The following is a 20575-nucleotide window of genomic DNA, read 5'->3' as shown; positions in this document are numbered from 1 at the left end:
TCGCCCCGCCCTAAGGGTTGCTGATTCGTTCGCCCTCCTCTCCAACGCGTTTTCACGTTCGGCTTCCCCTCCACAATCGTTTTCACGTTCGCCCGCGCGCCTTCCGGCATGACCGAGGCCGCCGACCGGCTGTTTACGAACGCGGAGGCTCACTCCCTCACGACGCCCGACGAGGTTTACGAGGCGATCGCGGTCCGCGACGGCGAGATCGTTCGACTCGACAGCGAGTACGAGATCGCGTTCCTCGAGGGCGTCGAGACCGAGGTGATCGACTGCGAGGGACGAGTCGTCCTCCCCGGCTTCGTCGACGCCCACACGCACGTCGAGAACGCGGGGCGGTTTCTCGTCCACGCGGATCTCACCGGGGCCGACGGCTCCGAGGAGTGCATCGACCGCCTGGCCGCCAGAGCCGACGAGACCGACGCCGAGTGGATCCAGGGATTTGGCTACGACGAGAGCGAGTGGGACGACGCCGATCGGGGCTACCTCACGCGCGAGCACCTCGACCGGGTGAGCGTCGATCGGCCGGTCGTCGCCCTCCGGATCGACATGCACGCGGCGTCGCTCAACTCGGTCGCCCTCGAGCGCCTCGTCGACGACCTGCCTGACGCGGACGTTCGCCGCGACGACGCGACCGGCGAACCGACCGGCGTTGTCGTCGAGGACGCGGCCGAGCGCGTCCGCGAGCGGATCGCGCCGGGGTACGACGAGACTCGCGAACTCGTGACCGCCGGACTCGAGCACGCAGTTCGGAAAGGCGTGACGGCGGTCCACGACATGGTTCGAAACTCCCGCTCGCCGCGGGTCTACCGTGACCTCGACGCCGCTGGCGAACTGCCTACCCGGATCCGGATCAACTACTGGACCGACCACGCCGACGAGGTGATCGAGGTCGGGCTGGCGACGAACGCGGGCAGCGAGCGCGTGCAGACGGGCGCGATCAAGACCTACACCGACGGCAGTATCGGTGCCCGGACGGCGAAGCTCTCGGAGCCGTACGACGGAGCCGGCTCCTCCTCGGAGACAGTCCCGGATGACGGCGAGTGGGTCGTCACCCCCGACGAACTCGAGGAGATCGTCGAACGAGCCGACGACGCCGGCTTTCAGGTGACCGCTCACGCGATCGGCGACGAGGCGATCGAGGAGGCGCTGTCCGCGCTCGAGGCGACGACCGATCCGGCCGGCTCGCGCCACCGGATCGAACACGTCGAACTCGCGACAGACGACCACATAGCGCGGATGGCCGACGCCGGCATCGTCGCGTCGATGCAGCCGAACTTTCACCAGTGGGCGGGCGAGGGGGGCCTCTACGAGCAACGACTCGGATCGGATCGACGCGATCGGACGAATCGGTTTCGGCGGATCCTCGAGGCCGGCGTCCCGCTCGCGTTCGGTTCGGACTGTATGCCGCTGGATCCGCTGTTCGGCGTCCGCCACGCGGTGAACGCGCCGACCGAGGCCCAGCGGCTCTCGGTGACCGAGGCGCTCCGGGCGTACACCCGCGGGGCGGCCTACGCGGGCTTCGACGAGCGGCGACTGGGAACGCTCGAGGTCGGAACGAAGGCCGATCTCGTCGTGCTCGAGGAGTCGCCGTGGGCGGCCGCCGATCGGATCGACGAGATCGACGTCACGATGACGGTCGTCGACGGCTCGGTCGTCTACGACGGTCGCGATGAGTGAGGTTCCTACCGACCCGCGTCTGGTAGCCGATCGTGAATGACGTCGGAAGTGTTGGTTCCAAAACACTATCCCGGCCATCGTGGTATCCCGCTACAGGGATGGCCCAGGAACTCGAGTCGACGTCGCCCGCAGTCGTCGTCGAAGACGTCCGACGAACTCGAGACGGTCGTCGATTCAACTCACTCGAGTTCGACCTGTCGTCCGGTCTCCGCTGATTCGTAGGCGGCCTCGATGGCGCGTAAGTCCGCGAGTCCGTCGACACCGTCCGGTTCGGGATCGGTTCCGGTCAGCACGCAGTAGCCGAAGTAATCGAACTCCTCGAGGACCTCGTCCACCGGCGGCCCCGTGTACTCCATGCACATGTCGCCGCTTTCGACGACCATCTCGTGGGGGACGACGCCGCCGAACGGCGACGCGATCGAAATCGTGCCGTCGGTGCCGATCAGCTGCAACTGGCTGTTCGCGTGGGCGTCGAAACTCGCCGTACACGAGGCTGTCGCGCCGGAGGGAAACTCGAGTTGGAACGCGACGTGTTCGTCGACGCCGTCGAACGGCGGCCCGCTCGAGTGGGTCGTCGCGTAGACGCCGACCGGTTCGCTGTCGAGGACGAACCGAGTGGTGTTGAGCGGGTAGACCCCGAGGTCGACCAGCGCCCCGCCACCCGCCACGTCGGGATCGACTCGCCACGTGTCGGGATCGGCGTTTTCGAGGAGCGGGTTCGAGAATCCGCCGTGGATCTGGACGACGTCGCCGATGGCGCCATCCCGAACGAGTTCTCGCGTTCGGCGAACCGACGGCTCCGTCTGGAGCCGATAGGCCGTCATGAGCGTCACGCCCGCGTCCTCGCAGGCGTCGACGATCTCCCGTGCCACCCGCTCGGAGACGTCGAGGGGTTTCTCGCAGATAACGTGCTTTTCGCGGTCGGCTGCGGCCGTGGCGTACGTTCCGTGGAAGGCGTTCGGCGTCGCGACGTAGACCGCGTCGTACGCTCCGGCGTGATCCCCATCGAGGAACGCGTCGTAGTCGATGACGTGTGGGATGTCGAACGCCTCGGCGACGGACCGGGATCGATCGGGCGAACCGGTGACCAGCACCGTCGTCTCGCAGTATTCTCCGTCCGCGATTCCCGGCAGTGCACGCTGGCGGGCGAAGCCGCCGACGCCGATGACGGCCAGACGAACCGTTCCGTCGACGTCCTCGCGCTCCCAGTCCCGGCGTGTGAAGTTCGCAAACGCGCTTTCGAGGGCCATATCGGCTCTACGGGCCGCAGCGAAAAGAATCACTCCACGCCGCTCGACCGTCGTGACGCGTCACCTATTCGCTCGCTCGATAGAGGGGGAGTTCGCGTTCGGTTATGATCTCAGTCGATAGAATTCTCACGTAGCTCACGATCGAAGGAAAAAGTTATTCAATAGGCGTCTGTGATATGCGTTCAACCACAGGTGACGTGACATGGTCAAGATGGAAACCGCAGAGCTAGAAACCGATCTCAGTCTGTTCAAGTACGACAATCTCGAGCAACTCCCGCCGAGATACCGTGATCTCGACGAGGACGAACGAACCGAGCGCATCGAGGCCGCGCTCGCGGAACTCGGCGACGACGTCGTGATCCTCGGGCACAACTACCAGCGCCGAGAGATCGTCGAGCACGCCGATTTCGTCGGCGACTCCTATCAACTCTCCCAGCAGGCTGCCGAAGCCGACGCCGAGTACGTGATCTTCGGCGGCGTGACGTTCATGGCCGAGTCGGCGGACATCATCACCGACGACGAGCAGACGGTGATCCTCCCGAGCATGGAGGCGTCCTGCCCGATGGCGGGAATGGCCGAAGCGTTACAGGTCGACGCCGCCTGGGCCGAGATCACCGCGGCCGCACCCGACGCCGACATCATCCCGATCACCTACATGAACTCGTATGCGGATCTGAAAGCGTTCTGTGCCAGCCAGGGCGGACTCGTCTGTACCTCCTCGAACGCTCACAGGGCGTTCGAGTACGCCTTCGAGCGGGGCGACAAGGTGCTCTTTCTCCCCGACAAACACCTCGGCGAAAACACCGCCTATCGGCTGGAAATGGAAGACGAAATCGCGAAGTGGGACCCGTGGGACCCCGAGGGAAAAGACGCGGAGGACGTCGCCGAGAGCGATATCATCCTCTGGGACGGCTACTGCCAGGTCCACGAGCGGTTCCGCGAGGAACACATCGAGCAGGTTCGTGCCGAACACGACGATGCGAAGGTCATCGTCCACCCCGAGTGCCGTCGCGAAGTCGTCGAGGCCGCCGACAAAGCAGGCTCCACGGCGACGATCTGCAAGACCATCGAGGAGGCCGACCCCGGCGACACCTGGGCGATCGGCACGGAGATCCACCTCACGAACCACCTCCAGCGGTGGCACCCCGAGGTGAACGTTCTCCCGCTGTGCGGGGACGCCTGTATGGACTGCAACGCCATGCGACAGATCGATCCCAACTACCTCACCTGGGTGCTCGAGGAACTGCTCGAGGGGCGGGAGCGAAACGTGATCGAGGTGGCCCCCGAGGAGAAAGACCTCGCGAACGTCGCGCTCGAACGCATGCTCGAGATCTGAGATGGCGGGGACGACCGACACCACCGACGTTCTCGTCGTCGGCAGCGGTATCGCCGGCTGTGCGGCCGCGCTCGCGGCCGCCAGAGGCGGTGCCGACGTGCTCGTGCTCACCAAGGCCGAGCGACCCGACGACGCGAGCACCGACTGGGCACAAGGCGGAATCTCGACCACCCGCGGCGACCCCGACTCGCTCAAGCGGGACGTCCTCGCGGCGAGTGACGCCACCGCAGATCCCGACGCCGTCGACGTGCTGGTCGAGCACGCGGACGACGCCGTCGAGGACGTGCTCCTCGAGACGCTCGAGATCGAGTTCGACGGCGAGGACGGCGAGTTCGACTACGCCCGGGAGGCTGCCCACTCCGAGAACCGCATTCTTCACGTCGACGCCGCGACGGGAACGCACATTCTGCGACCGTTTCTGAACTACCTCGACGACCACGAGCGTATCGAGGTCCGCCAGGACACGGCTGCGCTCGAACTCCTCACCCACGAGGGCCGCGTTCACGGCGTCGTCAGCGACGAAGCGCCGGCCGGCCGGCCGATCTTCGCCGGACGGACGATACTCGCGACCGGCGGCATCGGCGCGCTCTACACGCGCTCGACCAACCCGGCCGACGCCACCGGCGACGGGATCGCCATGGCCGCACTCGCCGGGGCCGCCGTCGAGGACATGGAGTACGTCCAGTTTCACCCGACCGCGTTCGCCGGCGGGGAGTCCGAGCGCTTCCCGGACGAGAACGGCGGCACCTTCCTGCTCTCGGAGGCGCTTCGCGGCGAGGGTGCGCTCCTTCGAAACGGCGACGGCGATCGGTTCATGGACGACTACCACTCGGACGCGGAGCTCGCACCGCGGGACGTCGTCGCCCGCGCGGTCGCCACCGAACGCGAGGAAACCGGTGAGGTCGTCCTCGACGTGAGCCCGCTCGAGTTCGACGTGGCGTTTCCGACGATCGCACGGAACTGTCGCGATCGCGGGATCGACGGCGACGAGATCCCCGTCGCACCTTGTGAGCACTTCCTCTGTGGCGGGATCGACGTCGACGATCGGGGCCGGACGACCCTCGACCGCCTCTACGCCGTCGGCGAGTGCGCCCGAACGGGCGTCCACGGCGCGAACCGCCTGGCGAGTACGAGCCTCCTCGAGGGGCTCGTCTGGGGGCTCCGGGCCGGCGAAGCCGCCGCGGATTCGGACGCGACGCCCGAGGTCGTCGAGGCCCCCGACCTCCTGAACAGTGACCCCGACCTTCCGGACCGATTCGCGGCCGAGAAGTTCGTCAGGCTGAACCGGACGATGGACGAGTACCTCGGCCTCGAGCGCGATCCGGACGAAATCGCCCGGGCCGGTGCGGTCCTCCGTCGACTGAAAGGCGAGGTCGACGCCTACGTCCGGACGCGGACGTCCCGCGATCTGTACGAACTCAGAAACGCGAGCATCACCGCGCTGTTGATCGCTCGCGCTGCGAGCGAGAACCACGAATCGAAAGGCTGTCACTATCTCGTCGATTCGGACGACGCGCGTTCGACCGACGCGGAAACCGAAACCGAACCGCCGGCGGGCGACTGACGACGATGATCACCGACGCAGACGTCGAACGCTGGCTCCGCGAGGACGTCGGCCACCACGACGTCACGAATCAGGTACCGGGGGAGACGACCGGCCGCCTCGTCGCGAAAGCAAACGGCGTCGTCGCTGGACTCGAGGCCGCGTGTGCCGTCTTCGAGTACCTCGGGGTCGACGTTCTCGACCGCCTCGAGGCGGGAACGCGAATCGAGCCCGGCGATACCCTTCTCGAGGTCGAGGGTTCCGCCCGGGAGGTGCTCCGGGGCGAACGCATCGCGGTCAACCTCGCGGGACACGCCTCCGGTGTCGCGACGCGAACGCGCCAGGCGGTGGACGCCGCCCGGATCGAATCCGAGGACGTCCGAATCGCTGCGACCCGGAAGACGACGCCCGGTCTCCGCGGGCTCGAGAAGCGGGCCGTCGTCGCCGGCGGCGGCGACACCCACCGGCTCGATCTCTCGCACATGGTGATGGTAAAGGACAACCACGTCGCCGAGATGGGTCTCGAGGGAGCGATCTCGCACTTCCGCGAGCGCGTGTCGTTCGCGACGAAAATCGAGGTCGAAGTCGAAGCCGTCGAGGACGCACCGCGGGCCGCCGATGCGGGTGCGGACGTGGTGTTGCTCGACAACATGACGCCCGCCGAAACGGCCACGGCCGTCGAGACGCTTTCGGAGTACGAGAGCGTCCTCGCCGAAGCCAGCGGCGGGATCACACTCGAGGCGGTGCCCGAATACGCTGCCACGGGCGTCGACGTCGTGTCGATGGGATCGCTCACGCACTCGGCACCGTCGCTCGACCTGTCGTTTCGAACCGGGAAGTAGATCGACCGCGTCGTCGCGGCTGGTCGCCCGGCGGACCGACGAGTGCGGTCTTCGACGGGACCGATCGATCTTTTCCCTTCGACCGTCCAGTTCGACGCGTGACGGCACCCGTTCGAACCTGTCCCGAACACGGCCCGTTCGAAAGCGAGGGCGACCGCGAGGCCTGCCCGATCTGTGACGACCGCGGAACGGAATCGCTTTCGGGTCGTCGACGACGACAGCTCTCGACGTTCGTCAGCGGCGCGCTCAGACACTTTCCCGAGGACGCCGGTCTGGACCTGGACGAACGTGGATGGACCCCTTACGGCGACCTCGTCTCGGCGATCGAACGCCAGTACGACTGGGCGAGCGAGCGCCACCTCGAGGCGGTGATCGAAACCGACCCGAAGGGTCGGTTCGAGCGTACCGGCGTCGCCGAGGAAGGCGGACACGGGGATAACGAGGATGGAGGCGACGACGATCGCGTTCGGGCTGCTTACGGGCACTCGGTCGACGTCTCCCTCGAGCCGACGGACGGGCCGGTTCCCGACGAACTGTACCACGGTACCGCCCCGACGAACCTCCGGTCGATCCGCACGGAGGGCCTGCGGCCGATGTCTCGCCAGCAGGTCCACCTCTCGGAAAGTCACGAGGCGGCTCGAGGCGTCGGTCGACGCCACGCCTCCGATCCCGTCGTCCTCGTCGTCGACGCAGCGTCGATGCTCGCCGACGGCCGTCGGATCACGAAACGCGGCCGGGAGACGTACACGACCGACGAGGTACCGCCCGCCTACCTCTCGACGAACGACTAGCGTTTGCTCCCTTCGGACGACCTCGGTGGCGTTCCAGGCCCGAACTGATGTGCGAAATTCTGCGGTGTGATCCGATTTCACTCAGCAGTCGACGCTCGTGAACGGACTCATACGGTTTACTGTAGTCATTTCCGGCGCACCCGCGACCCGGGCGGCGGGTTCGCCGGGACATCGGTACAGCAATCCGTATCAGGTAATCCACTCGGAGTTGGTTGCGGAGACGTGTTCTCCGTGGCTACAGCGGTCGGAATGGGAACGATTCGTCCGCTCCGGCGTCGCCGGGTCGTTCCGCTACACTTCTCATCGTGTCGCTCGCTCGTCCCCACGTTCACCTCGTACCCTCGCGTGGACGATTCCGGCCGTCGTCGCGTGACTCGGGACGGAAGTCGGTATAAATTCGAGTACGGCCGTTTTGCGGGCGGCAAGAAGCGAAAGCGGTTACCGTGAACCGGAGTGCTCGTCTCGAGCGCCGGTTCTGGAGGGGAACCGACGCCGGCCGTCTCGTCTGGCTCTGGACTCGAGCGTCGCGGTCACCTGCTCGACCGCTTCGCTCGCTGCCAGGGCCCGTTCTTCGGGAGTTATGTTGGTCATCCTCAGGCCTGTTTTGCGACTCGCCAGGTCGTTGCGGACGTGTACGACCACTTTTCGATCTCGATATCGTCGACGGATCCCTGCAACTGGACCATCAACGCGCCGATCTCCTTCGGGGAGAGGTCGACGTCGTTCGCGATGAACTTCCCTTTGACGTACAGGTCGCCGGATCGCTCCTCGAGTTCGTCTCTGAGGTAGGAGACGAGTCGCTGGGCTTTCGGGGAACTGTGCTGTCCGGAGGGGGTGGCTCGTGTACTCATTGTTAGTTGGGGGTGTGGTTGTGGCCGGCGATCGCACACGCACCGTACGCGGCGAGGAAACCGGCTGTGGTTAGTAGTGAAATCGATACGACGCCTGCGACCAGCAAGACGAGCGCGAGGAGAGGGAGGGCGATCGTCGCCCAGAAGGCACTCGCCCGAAGTGGCGACATGATCGACTCGCTCACGGTAGACGCCAGGTGTCTGGCGGTCGTGTGAGCGGGGGGATCAGGGTTCGGGGTCGACAGCATGTTTCTCACCTCACTCATCGCTTGTTCCTCCGACCCCATATAAAGGACGTATCATTAGTCGTGATTCACACGTTTTTACGACCATCACCGAGAGCTGTACGTTTCTTCTGATTTCACGGCGTCTCAAAACGATATGAGAACTCATTTTAAATTTTAAAACCGTCTCTAAGGGCGTCTACCTGCTCCGTGAATCTCTCTATCCGGCCGATATGTGCCACTAATATGACCGAGTTTATGGCGGATCGGTGACCTGAATATCGCCGTCCGGGAAAACATAGACGTGGCCACTCCTCGTCGAACCGATGTGAGCATTACAGCGAACGACGTTCCCGACCAGTCCGGGCGACGCGCCGTCGTCACCGGCGCGAACAGCGGAATCGGCCTCGAAACGACCCGCGAACTGAGTCGTCACGGTGTGACCGTCGTCATGGCCTGTCGGAACCTCGAGCGTGCCGAGGAGGCTGCTCGGGAGATTCGAAGCGACGTTCCGGACGCCGACCTCCGACTCGAAGGCTGTGACCTCGCCAGCCTCGAGTCCGTCCGATCGTTCGCCGGCCGACTGGAAGGCGGCGTCGACGTCCTGGTCAACAACGCCGGAACGATGGCAATTCCACGGAGCGAAACCGATGACGGGTTCGAGACGCAGTTCGGCGTCAACCACCTCGGTCACTTCGCACTCACCGGGTTGTTGCTCGGAAATCTCCGTCGTGAAACGGACGAGGAGCGACCCGCGCGAGTGGTAACCGTCTCGAGTGCGCTCCACGAACGCGGCGAGATCGATTTCACGGACCTCCAGGGCGAGCGATCGTACGACCCGTGGTCGGCGTACGCCCAGTCGAAACTGGCGAACGTCCTGTTCGCGTACGAACTCGAGCGCAGGCTCCGCACCGCCGGCGCTGACGTCCAGAGCGTCGCGGTCCACCCCGGATACGCCGACACGAAACTCCAGTTTCGAGGAATCGACGACCGCGGATCGGCCATTCGTGCGGCAATACGGCGGCTCTCGAACGCAGTGTTCGCCCAGTCTGCAGCGAGAGGCGCGTTAGCGACGCTTTACGCCGCGACGGCTCCCGACGTCGAGGGCGGTGCGTACTACGGGCCGAGTGGGATACTGAACATGCGCGGACCGCCCGAACGGCAGGCGTCTTCGGATCGCTCGTACGACCGGGAAACCGCACGACGACTGTGGGCCGTCTCGAAGGAACTGACCGGCGTCGAATACGCGCTACCGAAGCCGGCGGCTTCAGCGCCGTAGACGATTTCGGGACCGTCGATTCGGCCTTGTTGAGAAACAGTACGAGTGAGTAGCGTGAGTTATGATGGATGGCTTCCCGAAGTCTCGACTTCTACCATCGACGGAACATGAACGAGACAGTCAATGCGGCGATCAAACAGAAATTCGGTGCCTTTGTGCGGTCACGCCTTTGGTGGAAGCAGTTCTGCGAACTCGTCATCAAGTGCGTGGTTCACAATCTGGAGCGAATCCGCACTATTTCACACGAGGACAGCGAATGTACGTGATTCGAATGGAACGGACTGCTGCATACAGGGGGTGTCTTCAGCACGGTCGCGACGTTCGTAGAGAGCAGTGAAAACCTCAGATTCCCCGGATCGTACCAAACCGTTATTACGCTCTATTACGTCCTATTAGACATGCCAATCAGCATCGATCGGTTCGAAGACGGCCCAGAAGACGCACTCGATATACAGGAAGGGACACAACCTCACCGTATCCTTCAGTTCCTTGCGGAGCACAGCGATGAGGCATTCACACAGACGGAGATTCACGAGGCGACAGGGATCAAGCGAGCAAGTGTTGGTGCCGTCCTCTCACGACTCGAGGACCGTGATCTCGTGCGTCATCGTGGACGATATTGGGCCATCGCGGAGGACGACCGCCTCGCCTCGTATGCTGCACAGCACGCGGCTAGCTCCGCCTCGACGACGGACGATTACTACGGCGAGGAATGAGTGCCATCTACACTCGTGGGATGGTGGTTAAGGGACCTGACCTACTCGCCGAGCACGACTACCGTCCGTACGTGTGCCTGAGCGACGATACCCATCCGTTTTCCGAAGAAGAAGCGCTGTATGCAGCGATTACGACGACGCGGCGAGCTGTCGCGATTCCGCTTGGGGACGACGATTTCGATTCCGGTGGACTCCCTCGTGAAAGCTACGTAAATCCGTGGACAATTATCTCGATCCGTCATAGTGACATTCAGCAGGAGGAAAGTCGTCTCGACGACGAAACAGTGAGAAAAATCGCAGGGGATGCTGCTGGATATCTTGGGGTCGAATAGTGGGCCTATACCGTCAGACATCCGAGACTGCCAAGGTTCCAGAAGTGAACGATTCGCGCCCTGTATGCAACAAGTCCGCTGAAACCCGTCACCAAACGAGAGGGTTTCAACAGAGCCAGACAGGACGTGGTCGTAGGGAGGATGTCAAACGGCTACTCTCAGCACTGAAAACCGAAACTTTGTACTCTGGTATCGCCAGTTCCGTGAAATCATCCTCATGTTCGCCATCATCAACATAGAAAGTCCTGTGAGCCACTCTAACCGCCATTTGGAAGCTATTCGACAACGCACCTAATTGAGTATCTGGGTTTTGACGACATATTCGAGACCACCAGCAACGAGGTACAACGGAACATACACGTAGACGAACGCGAGCATCAGCCCCGCAGCGGAACTATCTCCTCCACCAGTTAGCCCACCATACGCCCAAACACTGGCGATAGCCACAAGAAGTATGACTGGAACGAGGAAGTCATAGTAAAGATACAGAAAGAGCGGAAGACCGAACGTCAGTACCGATGATAGAATAAGGAAGACCACTGTCGGAAGGTCGAATGCGACTGTGAACGGGCTAGTAAGGAGGTGCAGCGTTATCCCACCGAGTATCAGAACACTCACAAAAATTGAGAGAGTCAGTGACTCCCATACTGACAGCGACGAGAGCTTCGTGCTTGACTGTTCACCTAATTCCGTATAGTTATTCCTCTGAAATAGGGTAGTACCGAGATCTCTTTGTACGCTCAAGAAACTGAGCGTCGCAAATGCGCTACGGTTTCAGAGGGAGGTTCGTTCTGCCGTTCGAGCGCATGACTTCTCTGTTGCGGTCGGGCCACGCCAGTAACCGATCACGTAGCAACTCCCCATTGGCTGTCGTTGGATCGTAGCCACCGACTTTGGCGGTGAACGTCAACACAATCCAGCCACCGTATCCGAGAATAACAGTCACGCCAGTCAGTATGACTATCGAGACGCACACCCTGAGAAGTCGCTTTCTGAACCGTACATCTGTATTATTCGATTCGTCTCGTGCTATCATCTCTGCAACTACTACGATTGGTGACAAAAATCTAGTGGCATTTCTCGATGACACAGTGCGACATTCGCGCCCTGTATGCTGCCCAGCTACTGAAAACTATCATTGCGTGAGTGTTTCAACAAGGCCGTCGATTCGATTCCCCGGCGTCCCCCGACCGACGAGTTGGGCGACGACCGATTCGACGCGCCAACCGTAACGTGAAAGGTTTCGCGCTCTAACTCTCGACCAATGAGCGACGACGGCATTCAACGCGCGAGCGACGTCGGTTCGGCGGACGCGCCGCCGATCGAAGAAAAGCCGTACAAGATCGTCTTCGAAGCCAACAAGTGTTTCGGCGCGGGCAAGTGCGCCGAGGTCAGCGACAACTGGGAGATGTCACTCGAGTCGGGCATCGCGAAACCGAATTCGTACTTCTTCGGCGAGGACGAGCTAGAACACAACGTCCGCGCTGCGGAGGTCTGCCCGGCGAAAAAGGACGACGGCTGTATTCACGTCGTCGACCGTCGAACCGACGAGGAGATCGCACCCGACCCCCACGGTGACGGCACACTGAGCGTCGACTGGTGAACCCGCGCTTTCGCGGCCGGTTTTACTGATTTCGGCTCGCGTCGATCTCCCGCTCGAGTCACACCGAAACGCACATCCACCCCCGCCGACAACGGACGATTGCCTTCTGTGCGAGGGTAGCCAAGCAGGCCAACGGCGGTGGGCTTAAGACCCGCTCTCGTAGGAGTCCTTGGGTTCAAATCCCAACCCTCGCATGTTGCCGCGAACAGTCCGTGAGCGGCAACTGCGCTCTTGTGATTCGAACCACGCGAGTCGCAGCGTCCGGACGAAGTGAGGACGACCGCCTCGCGTCGGCAAATCTCATCCTCACGTACCGACGTGTATCCAGTCACGCGGTTTTGCCGGCTGCAGGTCACGTTGATGTGTCTCTCGAATACGCTGTACGCGAGGCCTACAGGTTCCCTCGAGCGAACACGAACGACTCGTTTTCGCGTTTCTGGGTCGGAATTCCGTGAGCAGCATCGGACGTCCTATTCCCTGGCTGTGTACAATCGACCTACTTGCCACTTTCCACAGGATAACTAAAGAGATAGACTGGTACCGGATGGGATATGGAGCGCAGAACTCTCTTGGTGGGTGGTACAGCGGCGTTTTCGACGGTAATTGCTGGATGTGTCGGAACCGATGATGAGTTGCAGGAAACCAGTGGTGGCGATGATGATTCTCCCGACGATGGCAGTGACGAATCTGGCAGTGAGGACGGTGACGATGACGACGGGGAAGAACGCAATGCGCTGGTCGGCGAACTCGTGGAGGGTGAGGACATCCACCTCGTCGTCGAAGGTGTCGACCGAACAGACCAGCTAGACGAATTCACCGAAGCCGACGCGGGTAACGAACTCGTCGTCGTCAGTGTCGCGTACAAAAACGTCGGCGACGAGTTTCACACCGTTAGCGGGTTCTTGAGCTCCCGGGTACGCGACGCCGAGGACTATACGTACGACCAATCTATCTACGGGACGGCCCAGGCACTCAACGATGGACAGATCGCACCGGGTGAACTCGAACGTGGTGACGTCGTCTACGAGGTGCCCGAAGACGCCACGAACCTTTCACTCGAGTTCGACTTCGATCTCGGACTATTCGGGACGCTCCAGCGGGCGACGATCGATCTGGAGGCGGAGGCCGACGATCCCCACGTCCTCGAGCAGGATCTTCGCGTCGACGTTCACGACGTCGGTGCCGGAATCGAGCACGAGGGGACGACCGTGACGGTCAACGAGATCGAAACCGCGACGGAACTCGATGAGTTCACAGCTGCCGGTGACGGCCGCGAGTTCGTCATCGTAGACATTACTGTGGCAAACGATACCGGTGAGGAGCAACACGTATCGACGCTCCTTCAGATGCAACTCAAAGACGACGACGGGTACAGTTACGGGGAGGACCTTGGCGCTGTAGCCGCACTCGATCAGGCCTTCGAAGAAGGGTCGCCGATCGCCGACGGCGATCAACGCCGTGGTCGGATAGCTTACGAGGTTGCGGAGGGATTGACACCGCTCTATTGGGTGTTCGAATTCGCCCTCTTCGATCAAGGAGACAAAACGTTCTGGGGGATTCGGTAACCGATCGAACGGGGGTGCCGTATATCTGTCTGGCGACCAGGTGTGGGCTGACGTGCAGTGGCTACTGTGATGACCGTCTGGGCGAATACTTGATGCCGTTTCGCTTCTGGCACTTCGTATGCACCACGATTACCCGTCCGATTGGGATGAACGCCGGAAACGGGTCTACCGGCGAGACAATTACGCTTGCGGAAACTGCGGTGTTCGTGGTGGTCCTCGCGGTACTCATCAACTCGAGGCTCATCACATCGTTCCGCTTGCGAAAGGGGGGACCAACGATATAGAAAACCTCCGTACACTCTGTTACGATTGTCATACCGCGATCCACAACGACAGCGCCTATGCCCCTACTCGAACTGATTCTCGCGGTTCTGATGGCGACCTGGAAGAACTCGGACCGTATTCCTTTTTGGGAGCGATCGTTTTCAGCATCATGTTCGTACTCACGATACTCGTCGAAATGACGGCACTCTTCTGGGTGGGAATCGTTGCAATCGTCGTTGGTGTGATCGCTGACGTATGTCTCGAGGAAAAGGAGACGGGGCCAGGGGTGACTGTAGAGCGTGACTGATACCGTCGGCCAAAAGGGATCACACATCCTCGGCGAGACGGTTCAGATCGACATACGCTGGCGAATGCGAATCGGTCCGATGTGTTTCCGTGGGTGAGAAAAGGACTCCTCCACCGAATACGTCACGTTTCAGGAGGTGAAAGACACGGAACACTGACCGTATAGCGGCCTTAGGGGCGAACTTTTACCGTTGCGGTTTCAGCCATACGTATGGCCTCTGCAGATGGTGAAAACGGGGGTGATATCGGAACGGTGGTCGACATTTTACTCGTCGAACCGAACCCCGGTGACACTCGACTCTTCGAGGAAAACTTCCGGGACGGAAAACTGGTGAACGCCGTTCACGCCGTCGAGAACGGCGAGGATGCACTCGATTTCGTCTACCAGCGTGGGGAGTACGAAGACAAGCCGCAGCCTGACCTCGTCTTGATCGAGCCACAACTCCCCGGAATGAGTGGCATGGAGTTCCTCACCGAGTTGAAAAGCGATCCGGAACTGGGCGACGTTCCGGTCGTCGTGCTCACGAGTTCTCGTGTCGGAGAACAGATCGTAAAATCGAACGACGTCGAAGCGGACGAGTACATGCAAAAGCCGGTTCAAACCGATGAATTCATTCGGTTCGCACAGGACGTCGGCGACTTCTGGTTTGCAATCGTCAAGAACGAAACCGGCGACTGACCGACACCGTCTCGTTTCCGTTCACCCCGCTGTAGTGATCCCCGTTTGACGACGTCTCGCCGTATCCTTTTTGCGAGAGTTCGCCCCCTGTCGCTCGAACTGTCGGGATAGTACAGCAGCTGTTACAACGATTTACACGCCGGTGTACGATCCGGTGGGAAGTGACGTGCAGTGGCCAGCATCGTTACGGGTCCCGCCGTATTCGGTCGCTGACTGTCGCGATACCGGCGACTGTGGCGAGGGAAGTGACGACGCCGCCGGTGACCAGAACCGACTCGAGGGTCAAACGAACCTGGCCGAGCCACGGAACCCGGATCAATCCCTTGCCGACGATCCACTCCGGTTTGACGACGTCGGTCATCCCCTGTGGGTCGCGCTGGTCGTAGTGACTGTTCGCATCCCCTTTGGTGATGAATCCGTCGTGTGCTGCGGGACAGGACGACACGATCTCACAGTTCGTCGTCCCGACGTAGTCCGGATCGGCCATCCTCACCCAGTCGTCCCCCTCTTCGACCCAGAGGTGAGCACGGTGGATGATCGGCGTTTCTCGTTCGTCACCGTTCGGTTCGAAGACGATCACGTCGCCGGGCTTTCCGAACTGTTCGTGCTCGCCGTTCAGGCCGGATTCGTGCGTAGCGACGCCCGTCCCGTCGACCGAACTCAAGGCGGCGAATCGTTGTTCCTCGACGAGAAAGACCATGTCCCCCACGTTCGCGTTCGGTTCCATGCTCGGACTCTCGATCGCGACCATCGGCGGCCAGACGCCACTGACGCCGAACAGAACGAGCCCGATCACCGAGACGATTGCGAGGACGGTCAACACGTCGCGTACGAGAAGAGCCGGCCCGCTGTCGGCGTTTAACAATCGGCACAACCGATCCCGGACCTGACTTCTTTCCCGACCCCGGTTCGCCGGCGCATCGATCGAGGACCCGTCTCCTGCACTGCTGTCGTCGTTTCCGTCCGGAGGGCGTCCGGAGCGCGGACCGTCCATCACTGCCCGGTTCTCTCAACCGGCTAATCAACGTTCCGTCTCCGTCGATCGGTGTCGGAATCTCCCGGAGCGTGCAAGTAAAAGCGCTTCATCGTTCCCGGCGGTAGCCCCGGCGATCGACGATGTCACGAACGAAAAACGCCAACTCGCGGATCGACGGGAACAAACTAGCAGTCACGATCGTCGCGGGATCGGTCTTCGTTCTCACGCTGGTCTTTCTACTCTACTGGATCGGGATCCTGGAGTACATCGTTCCAGACCACGGCCCGGCGGCCGATGCGGTTCCACTGTATTTTCTGCTCGCGGTGACTGCCGTCTTGCTCGCGGTGTGGGGGTGGTTACGTTTCTTCTCTTTTTTCCGTTAATCGGGTCCGTGTCTCTCAGTTCCGTGCGAGTTCTCCGTACCCCCGGTGGCGTCGGGAATCGCCTCGTACTCGGTGGCGTCGAGAAGCGAGTGCAGCAATCCCCACCCGTCACTCGAGCCGATCGATAGCGTCCGCGACGAGTTCGATCGGCGTCGGCGGCGCTTTTTCGACCCTGGTCCGGTTCTCGAGTTGGGTTCGACACGAGGCACCGGGTGCGACGACCCGGTCGCCGTCGCTTTCGCCGATCTGCTCGTAGAGGATCGATGCGATGGCATCGCTCATCGAGGCGTGTTCGGCCTCGTAGCCGAAGCTCCCGGCCATTCCACAGCACCCGGAGTCGAGCGGGTCGACAGCGTACCCGGCACGCCGTAAAACGCCCACCGCGTGATGGTCCTTCCGGGTCGCCTTCTGGTGACAGTGGCCATGATACGTCAGGCGCTGATTCGCTGCGTCGCCGTCGAACTCGACTTGCTCGTCGAGTCGGAAGCTATCGACGTACTCGCAGACGCCGTAGGTTGCGCTTGCGACCATCTCGGTTGCGTCGTCCGAGAGGAGGTCGAGGTAGTCCGACTGGAACATGACCGCATCGGAGGGTTCGACGACGACGACGTCCCAGCCGTCGGTGACCAGCGGCGCGAGCGTTTCGACGTTTTCGATCGCCGTTTCCCGGGCCTCGTCGAGAAACCCTTTCGAAAAGGCTGGTCGACCAGTATCGCCCAGTTCGTCGGGGACGGTAACGTGTACGCCGGCGGCCTCGAGGACGCGAACGGTTGCTTTCCCGGCCTCGGGATGGCTGTAGTTGGTGTAGGTGTCCGGGTAGACGACGGCCTTCCGGTCGGCGTCGACTTCCGGAACGCGGGCACCGCCGCGGCGGTCGAACCAGTCTCGAAACGTCGTCGCGTAAAACGTCGGGAGCGGTCGCTCCGAGCCGATCCCGATCGTCGCCTCGAGGAGCCGCCTGGTGCCGGGAATCTTCGGCAGGGCGTTCGAGAGGGGGGCGAGTCGCGATCCCCACTTCGAGAGCGTCGCGACGTTGGCAAACAGGTGGTCGCGGAGGGTGGCGCCGTTTCGCTCGTGATATTCGTGGGTGACCTCGGCTTTGAGTTTGGCCATATCCACCTCGCTCGGACAGTCGATGGCACACCCCTTACAGCCGATACAGAGTCCCATCACTTCTTCGACGAACTCGTCGGAAAACGCTTCCCCCGGCTCGAGGTCGCCGCTCATCGCCTGCCGGAGCGCGTTTGCCCGCCCGCGGGTCGCGGTGATCTCTTCGTGACTCGCCCGATAGGTCGGACACATCACGCCGCCGGTCGTCGACTGTTCGCCCCGACAGCCGCCACAGCCGTGACAGAGTTCGACCATTCCCTGAAACCCGTTGTCGGTTTCCCACTCGAGTGCGGGTTCGAAGCCGGCGTCGAACGCGTAGTCGGGGTCGAACCGGAGGTTCTCCCGGAGGTCGGTCGGGTCGTCCTCGCGAAAGACGACCTGTCCGGGATTGAAGATCCAGTCCGGGTCGAACGCGCCTTTGAGATCCTGAAACGTCTGCCACAGGTCGTCGCCGTAGAGTTTCCGATTCCACTGCGTTCGCGCGCGGCCGTCGCCGTGTTCGCCGGAGACGGAGCCGCCGAGGTCGACGACGAGGTCGGTAACGTCGTCGGCGATCCCGTGGAGTTGCTCGAGACCGACGTCGGTTTTCGTGTTGATCAGCGGCCGAACGTGGAGGACGCCGGGACCGGCGTGGGCGTAGAAGCTGGCGTAGGTGTCGTGATCCTCGAGAATCGCCTCGAATCGTTCGACGAACTCGGGCAAGCGTGCCGGCGGAATCCCGGTGTCCTCGATGAACGAGATGTGCTTTTCGTCTGTCGTCCGCGAGAGCAAGATCGGAAGCCCGGACTTGCGGAGCTTCCAGAGCTTCGCGCGCTCTTCGTCTTCGTAGGCTTCGATCGCCTCGAGCGCGAGCGTCTCCGGCTCGGTATCGGGCACGTCGTCGGCCGGCTTGCCCTCGGCGTCGGCGTCGGGACAGCGGTCGGCGAGGAGGGAAGCGACCTGCTCGCGGCCGTGGACCACGTCGTCGGCGTAGAACTCCACGAGCAAGACGGCGTTGGTCCTCTCCGGAAGGATCGCCGTGACCGGCCCGAATTCGGCCGTATCACGGGCGAGGTCGATGAGAACGTCGTCGAGCACTTCGACCGCGGACGGTTCGTGCTCGAGAATCGGTTCGACGTCGCGCATGGCGTCGTGGAGGTCCGAATAGCAAAGCAGCGAGACGGCTTTCGTCTCCGGAACCGGTTCGAGAGAAACTGTCGCCTCGGTCACGATCGCGAGCGTCCCCTCACTACCCGCGAGCAGACGTGCCAGGTTGACCGTTCCCGGCTCGCCGGTCTCCTCGCCGCCCGGCAACGTCTCCCCGCGCGCTTCGGCGACCAACCGGTCCAGGTTGTACCCCGAGACGTTTCGCTTGAGGTCCGGATACGCGTTCTCGATCAGGTCGGCGTCCTCCGCGAGAATCCGGTTCACTTCGGCGTAGATGCGGGCTTCGAGATCCCCGTCGGGGTCGCTCCGGTCGTCGATCTCCTCGAGCGTTACCTCGCCGAATTCGGTGACGGTGCCGTCGGCGAGGACGACCTCGCAGGAGTCGACGTACGCGTCGGTTTTGCCGTACTCGAGCGAGTGCGACCCGGTCGAGTTGTTGCCGATCGCACCACCGATCGCGCTCTTGTCACCCCACGCTGGATCGGGGGCAAACTTGAGATCGTGCGACGAGAGCCTCTCGTTCAGCGTTCCGAGGATCGTTCCCGGCTGGACGGTCGCCGTTTGACTCTCTGGATCGATATCCTGGATCCCGTCCATGTGTCTCGAAAAGTCGAGGACGACCGCGCGGTTGACCGTCTGGCCGGCCAGACTCGTTCCGCCACCTCGCGGTAAGATCGGAATCGTGCGTCCGGCACAGTAGTCGACGATTCCGGATACGTCGGCCGTCGATTCCGGGAAGGCGACGGCGATCGGCGTCAGTTCGTACGCGCTCGCGTCCGTCGCGTACAGCTCTCGCGTATACGAATCCGCACGAACGTCACAGTCGACGATCCGCTCTATGTCCTCGACTAGCGCCGGCCGGTCGATAGCGTCACTCCGATAGTCGTAGTTCGCCCGCCGATCGGCGGCTGGATCGGCACTCGGCTCGAGGGACATACCTACCCCTTGCCTCTCGGCGGCTTAAAGCGTCGGCCTTTGGTATCGCCGACCGACTCGACATCGACGCGCTTCTCCCGTCCGTGAGGTCCGATCAGTTCTCCGGGGAAACTCGATTGCTGTCCCCGGTCTGGCCGAAATTGACTGCTTCCAAGGTATATATTCACTATTACAGTTCTGGATGAGGTGTCTCCCGAACTAACTGCTACCTCTTCAATTCGGAAGGAATACAACTATAACCGCATTTATCTGGATATAATTGGATATTAGTAGAATATACTCGATAAAATCTAAGTAAAACAGCCATCGATTGGCTGGGCAGTTATATAATATCCCACATTTCTGTAGAACTACTAATAATATATCATTCTTCACTTGGACCGGCCAGTGTATCGTCGTTCGAGTACCAACCAGACTCGAGGCCCGGTCACTGATTTCCAATCTACCCGACGGCTTTTGCCAGCAGTATCGACGCGTGTTTTGCCGTCGGTGAACGTGTGGTATCCGCTTGCACACTGTGATACGTTTCCGTGGCCGCCCGTCTCTGCTTACTATACCGTCACTGCACATCCGACCGCGGGACGGATCGGCGATCGGTGTGTGAAACGGTTCATACGGATTGCTGTACCTGTGTACCGGAGCAACCGCGGGACGGCGTCCGGTCGCTCCGGTAATGACGTACAGCAGTCCGTATCAGTCGATACTATAGTAACAACTGGAACTATTCACACACTGATCGCACAGCTCACGGCTCACTGCGTTC

General features: G+C 61.9%; 21 protein-coding genes, 1 tRNA gene and 1 pseudogene. 15 read left to right on the top strand and 8 right to left on the bottom strand.

Translation table 11 applies throughout. The features are described from left to right. The first annotated feature begins 108 nt into the window (after window positions 1-108). Window positions 109-1680, top strand: a complete 1572-nt coding sequence (locus tag EA473_RS19085; RefSeq protein ID WP_124197237.1) for an amidohydrolase — start codon at window positions 109-111, stop codon at window positions 1678-1680. A gap of 179 nt (window positions 1681-1859) precedes the next feature. Here EA473_RS19085 and gfo6 read toward each other — a convergent pair whose 3' ends face one another. Next, the gene (gfo6, locus tag EA473_RS19080; protein WP_124197236.1) at window positions 1860-2930 is read right to left on the bottom strand and encodes a D-xylose 1-dehydrogenase Gfo6; all 1071 of its coding nucleotides are present in this window, start codon (window positions 2928-2930) and stop codon (window positions 1860-1862) included. Between the two features lie 202 nt (window positions 2931-3132). On the opposite strand from gfo6, the gene nadA reads away from it, so the two are divergent. From nadA to EA473_RS19060, 4 genes are all read left to right on the top strand, one after another. Next, on the top strand, window positions 3133-4266 hold the full coding sequence (gene nadA, locus EA473_RS19075; RefSeq protein WP_124197235.1) for a quinolinate synthase NadA: 1134 nt from the start codon (window positions 3133-3135) through the stop codon (window positions 4264-4266). A gap of 1 nt (window position 4267) precedes the next feature. Next, window positions 4268-5830 (top strand): L-aspartate oxidase, encoded by a 1563-nt coding sequence (locus tag EA473_RS19070; protein WP_124197234.1) that lies wholly within the window; start codon window positions 4268-4270, stop codon window positions 5828-5830. Between the two features lie 5 nt (window positions 5831-5835). Further along, window positions 5836-6651, top strand: coding sequence for a carboxylating nicotinate-nucleotide diphosphorylase (nadC, locus tag EA473_RS19065; protein WP_124197233.1), 816 nt, complete (start codon window positions 5836-5838; stop codon window positions 6649-6651). Between the two features lie 98 nt (window positions 6652-6749). After that, a complete protein-coding gene (locus EA473_RS19060; RefSeq protein ID WP_124197232.1) occupies window positions 6750-7442 on the top strand; it encodes an RNA 2'-phosphotransferase in 693 nt (230 codons plus the stop codon). A gap of 438 nt (window positions 7443-7880) precedes the next feature. Here the strand turns inward: EA473_RS19060 and EA473_RS22445 are convergent, their stop codons facing one another. Genes EA473_RS22445 through EA473_RS19050 form a run of 3 tightly spaced genes read right to left on the bottom strand, consistent with a single transcriptional unit; the run spans window position 7881 to window position 8559 of the window. Further along, the gene (locus EA473_RS22445) at window positions 7881-8033 is read right to left on the bottom strand and encodes a hypothetical protein (protein WP_165875332.1); all 153 of its coding nucleotides are present in this window, start codon (window positions 8031-8033) and stop codon (window positions 7881-7883) included. Window positions 8034-8035: 2 nt separating this feature from the next. Continuing rightward, a complete protein-coding gene (locus EA473_RS19055) occupies window positions 8036-8293 on the bottom strand; it encodes a DUF7123 family protein (protein WP_124197231.1) in 258 nt (85 codons plus the stop codon). Between the two features lie 2 nt (window positions 8294-8295). Beyond that, window positions 8296-8559 (bottom strand): hypothetical protein, encoded by a 264-nt coding sequence (locus EA473_RS19050; RefSeq protein WP_243645317.1) that lies wholly within the window; start codon window positions 8557-8559, stop codon window positions 8296-8298. A gap of 286 nt (window positions 8560-8845) precedes the next feature. On the opposite strand from EA473_RS19050, the gene EA473_RS19045 reads away from it, so the two are divergent. The 3 genes from EA473_RS19045 (at window position 8846) to EA473_RS19035 (ending at window position 10844) form a co-directional block, all read left to right on the top strand. Further along, window positions 8846-9796: an oxidoreductase gene (locus EA473_RS19045; RefSeq protein ID WP_124197230.1), complete on the top strand. Its 951-nt coding sequence runs from the start codon at window positions 8846-8848 to the stop codon at window positions 9794-9796. Window positions 9797-10194: 398 nt separating this feature from the next. Further along, window positions 10195-10512, top strand: a complete 318-nt coding sequence (locus EA473_RS19040; protein WP_124197229.1) for a helix-turn-helix transcriptional regulator — start codon at window positions 10195-10197, stop codon at window positions 10510-10512. Continuing rightward, complete coding sequence (locus EA473_RS19035) at window positions 10509-10844, top strand: hypothetical protein (protein WP_124197228.1); 336 nt, start codon at window positions 10509-10511, stop codon at window positions 10842-10844. Before EA473_RS19040 ends, EA473_RS19035 begins: the two co-directional genes overlap by 4 nt. Before the next feature lie 291 nt (window positions 10845-11135). On the opposite strand, the gene EA473_RS19030 is transcribed toward EA473_RS19035, so the two are convergent. Together EA473_RS19030 and EA473_RS19025 are read right to left on the bottom strand one after the other, a co-directional pair. Continuing rightward, window positions 11136-11462, bottom strand: coding sequence for a hypothetical protein (locus tag EA473_RS19030; protein ID WP_124197227.1), 327 nt, complete (start codon window positions 11460-11462; stop codon window positions 11136-11138). Between the two features lie 148 nt (window positions 11463-11610). Beyond that, a complete protein-coding gene (locus EA473_RS19025) occupies window positions 11611-11880 on the bottom strand; it encodes a hypothetical protein (protein WP_124197226.1) in 270 nt (89 codons plus the stop codon). A gap of 228 nt (window positions 11881-12108) precedes the next feature. Between EA473_RS19025 and EA473_RS19020 the strand changes: the two genes are divergently transcribed. The 6 genes and pseudogenes from EA473_RS19020 (at window position 12109) to EA473_RS19000 (ending at window position 15261) form a co-directional block, all read left to right on the top strand. Further along, window positions 12109-12447 carry a ferredoxin gene (locus EA473_RS19020; RefSeq protein ID WP_124197225.1) on the top strand — a complete coding sequence of 113 codons (339 nt, stop codon included), beginning with the start codon at window positions 12109-12111 and terminating at the stop codon, window positions 12445-12447. A 110-nt stretch (window positions 12448-12557) separates the two neighbouring features. After that, a tRNA-Leu gene (locus EA473_RS19015) sits at window positions 12558-12641 on the top strand. A 357-nt stretch (window positions 12642-12998) separates the two neighbouring features. Beyond that, window positions 12999-14012, top strand: coding sequence for a DUF4352 domain-containing protein (locus tag EA473_RS19010; RefSeq protein ID WP_124197224.1), 1014 nt, complete (start codon window positions 12999-13001; stop codon window positions 14010-14012). Window positions 14013-14130: 118 nt separating this feature from the next. After that, window positions 14131-14331: pseudogene (locus tag EA473_RS23275) on the top strand (HNH endonuclease); the annotation flags it as partial. Window positions 14332-14445: 114 nt separating this feature from the next. Beyond that, the gene (locus EA473_RS22880) at window positions 14446-14583 is read left to right on the top strand and encodes a hypothetical protein (RefSeq protein WP_243645316.1); all 138 of its coding nucleotides are present in this window, start codon (window positions 14446-14448) and stop codon (window positions 14581-14583) included. A 210-nt stretch (window positions 14584-14793) separates the two neighbouring features. Then, window positions 14794-15261 (top strand): response regulator, encoded by a 468-nt coding sequence (locus tag EA473_RS19000; protein ID WP_124197222.1) that lies wholly within the window; start codon window positions 14794-14796, stop codon window positions 15259-15261. A 184-nt stretch (window positions 15262-15445) separates the two neighbouring features. Here EA473_RS19000 and EA473_RS18995 read toward each other — a convergent pair whose 3' ends face one another. Then, complete coding sequence (locus tag EA473_RS18995) at window positions 15446-16255, bottom strand: S26 family signal peptidase (protein ID WP_124197221.1); 810 nt, start codon at window positions 16253-16255, stop codon at window positions 15446-15448. A 122-nt stretch (window positions 16256-16377) separates the two neighbouring features. On the opposite strand from EA473_RS18995, the gene EA473_RS18990 reads away from it, so the two are divergent. Then, complete coding sequence (locus tag EA473_RS18990; protein WP_124197220.1) at window positions 16378-16620, top strand: hypothetical protein; 243 nt, start codon at window positions 16378-16380, stop codon at window positions 16618-16620. 108 nt (window positions 16621-16728) lie between these two features. Here EA473_RS18990 and EA473_RS18985 read toward each other — a convergent pair whose 3' ends face one another. Beyond that, window positions 16729-19812 carry an FAD-binding and (Fe-S)-binding domain-containing protein gene (locus EA473_RS18985; protein WP_124197219.1) on the bottom strand — a complete coding sequence of 1028 codons (3084 nt, stop codon included), beginning with the start codon at window positions 19810-19812 and terminating at the stop codon, window positions 16729-16731. Window positions 19813-20575: the final 763 nt, after the last annotated feature.

Source organism: Natrarchaeobius chitinivorans, assembly GCF_003841505.1.
Classification (GTDB): domain Archaea; phylum Halobacteriota; class Halobacteria; order Halobacteriales; family Natrialbaceae; genus Natrarchaeobius; species Natrarchaeobius chitinivorans.
The sequence above is the reverse complement of the archived record's forward strand: the minus strand, read 5'-3'. Positions and strand labels throughout refer to the sequence as shown.

Bases quoted from the DNA above. Each gene is read 5' to 3' on its own strand.
- EA473_RS19085 (WP_124197237.1), top strand. From the start codon at position 109: ATGACCGAGGCCGCCGACCGGCTGTTTACGAACGCGGAGGCTCACTCC.
- gfo6 (WP_124197236.1), bottom strand. From the start codon at position 2,930: ATGGCCCTCGAAAGCGCGTTTGCGAACTTCACACGCCGGGACTGGGAG.
- nadA (WP_124197235.1), top strand. From the start codon at position 3,133: ATGGTCAAGATGGAAACCGCAGAGCTAGAAACCGATCTCAGTCTGTTC.
- EA473_RS19070 (WP_124197234.1), top strand. From the start codon at position 4,268: ATGGCGGGGACGACCGACACCACCGACGTTCTCGTCGTCGGCAGCGGT.
- nadC (WP_124197233.1), top strand. From the start codon at position 5,836: ATGATCACCGACGCAGACGTCGAACGCTGGCTCCGCGAGGACGTCGGC.
- EA473_RS22445 (WP_165875332.1), bottom strand. From the start codon at position 8,033: ATGACCAACATAACTCCCGAAGAACGGGCCCTGGCAGCGAGCGAAGCG.
- EA473_RS19055 (WP_124197231.1), bottom strand. From the start codon at position 8,293: ATGAGTACACGAGCCACCCCCTCCGGACAGCACAGTTCCCCGAAAGCC.
- EA473_RS19050 (WP_243645317.1), bottom strand. From the start codon at position 8,559: ATGAGTGAGGTGAGAAACATGCTGTCGACCCCGAACCCTGATCCCCCC.
- EA473_RS19040 (WP_124197229.1), top strand. From the start codon at position 10,195: ATGCCAATCAGCATCGATCGGTTCGAAGACGGCCCAGAAGACGCACTC.
- EA473_RS19035 (WP_124197228.1), top strand. From the start codon at position 10,509: ATGAGTGCCATCTACACTCGTGGGATGGTGGTTAAGGGACCTGACCTA.
- EA473_RS19025 (WP_124197226.1), bottom strand. From the start codon at position 11,880: ATGATAGCACGAGACGAATCGAATAATACAGATGTACGGTTCAGAAAG.
- EA473_RS19020 (WP_124197225.1), top strand. From the start codon at position 12,109: ATGAGCGACGACGGCATTCAACGCGCGAGCGACGTCGGTTCGGCGGAC.
- EA473_RS19010 (WP_124197224.1), top strand. From the start codon at position 12,999: ATGGAGCGCAGAACTCTCTTGGTGGGTGGTACAGCGGCGTTTTCGACG.
- EA473_RS22880 (WP_243645316.1), top strand. From the start codon at position 14,446: ATGTTCGTACTCACGATACTCGTCGAAATGACGGCACTCTTCTGGGTG.
- EA473_RS19000 (WP_124197222.1), top strand. From the start codon at position 14,794: ATGGCCTCTGCAGATGGTGAAAACGGGGGTGATATCGGAACGGTGGTC.
- EA473_RS18995 (WP_124197221.1), bottom strand. From the start codon at position 16,255: ATGGACGGTCCGCGCTCCGGACGCCCTCCGGACGGAAACGACGACAGC.
- EA473_RS18990 (WP_124197220.1), top strand. From the start codon at position 16,378: ATGTCACGAACGAAAAACGCCAACTCGCGGATCGACGGGAACAAACTA.
- EA473_RS18985 (WP_124197219.1), bottom strand. From the start codon at position 19,812: ATGTCCCTCGAGCCGAGTGCCGATCCAGCCGCCGATCGGCGGGCGAAC.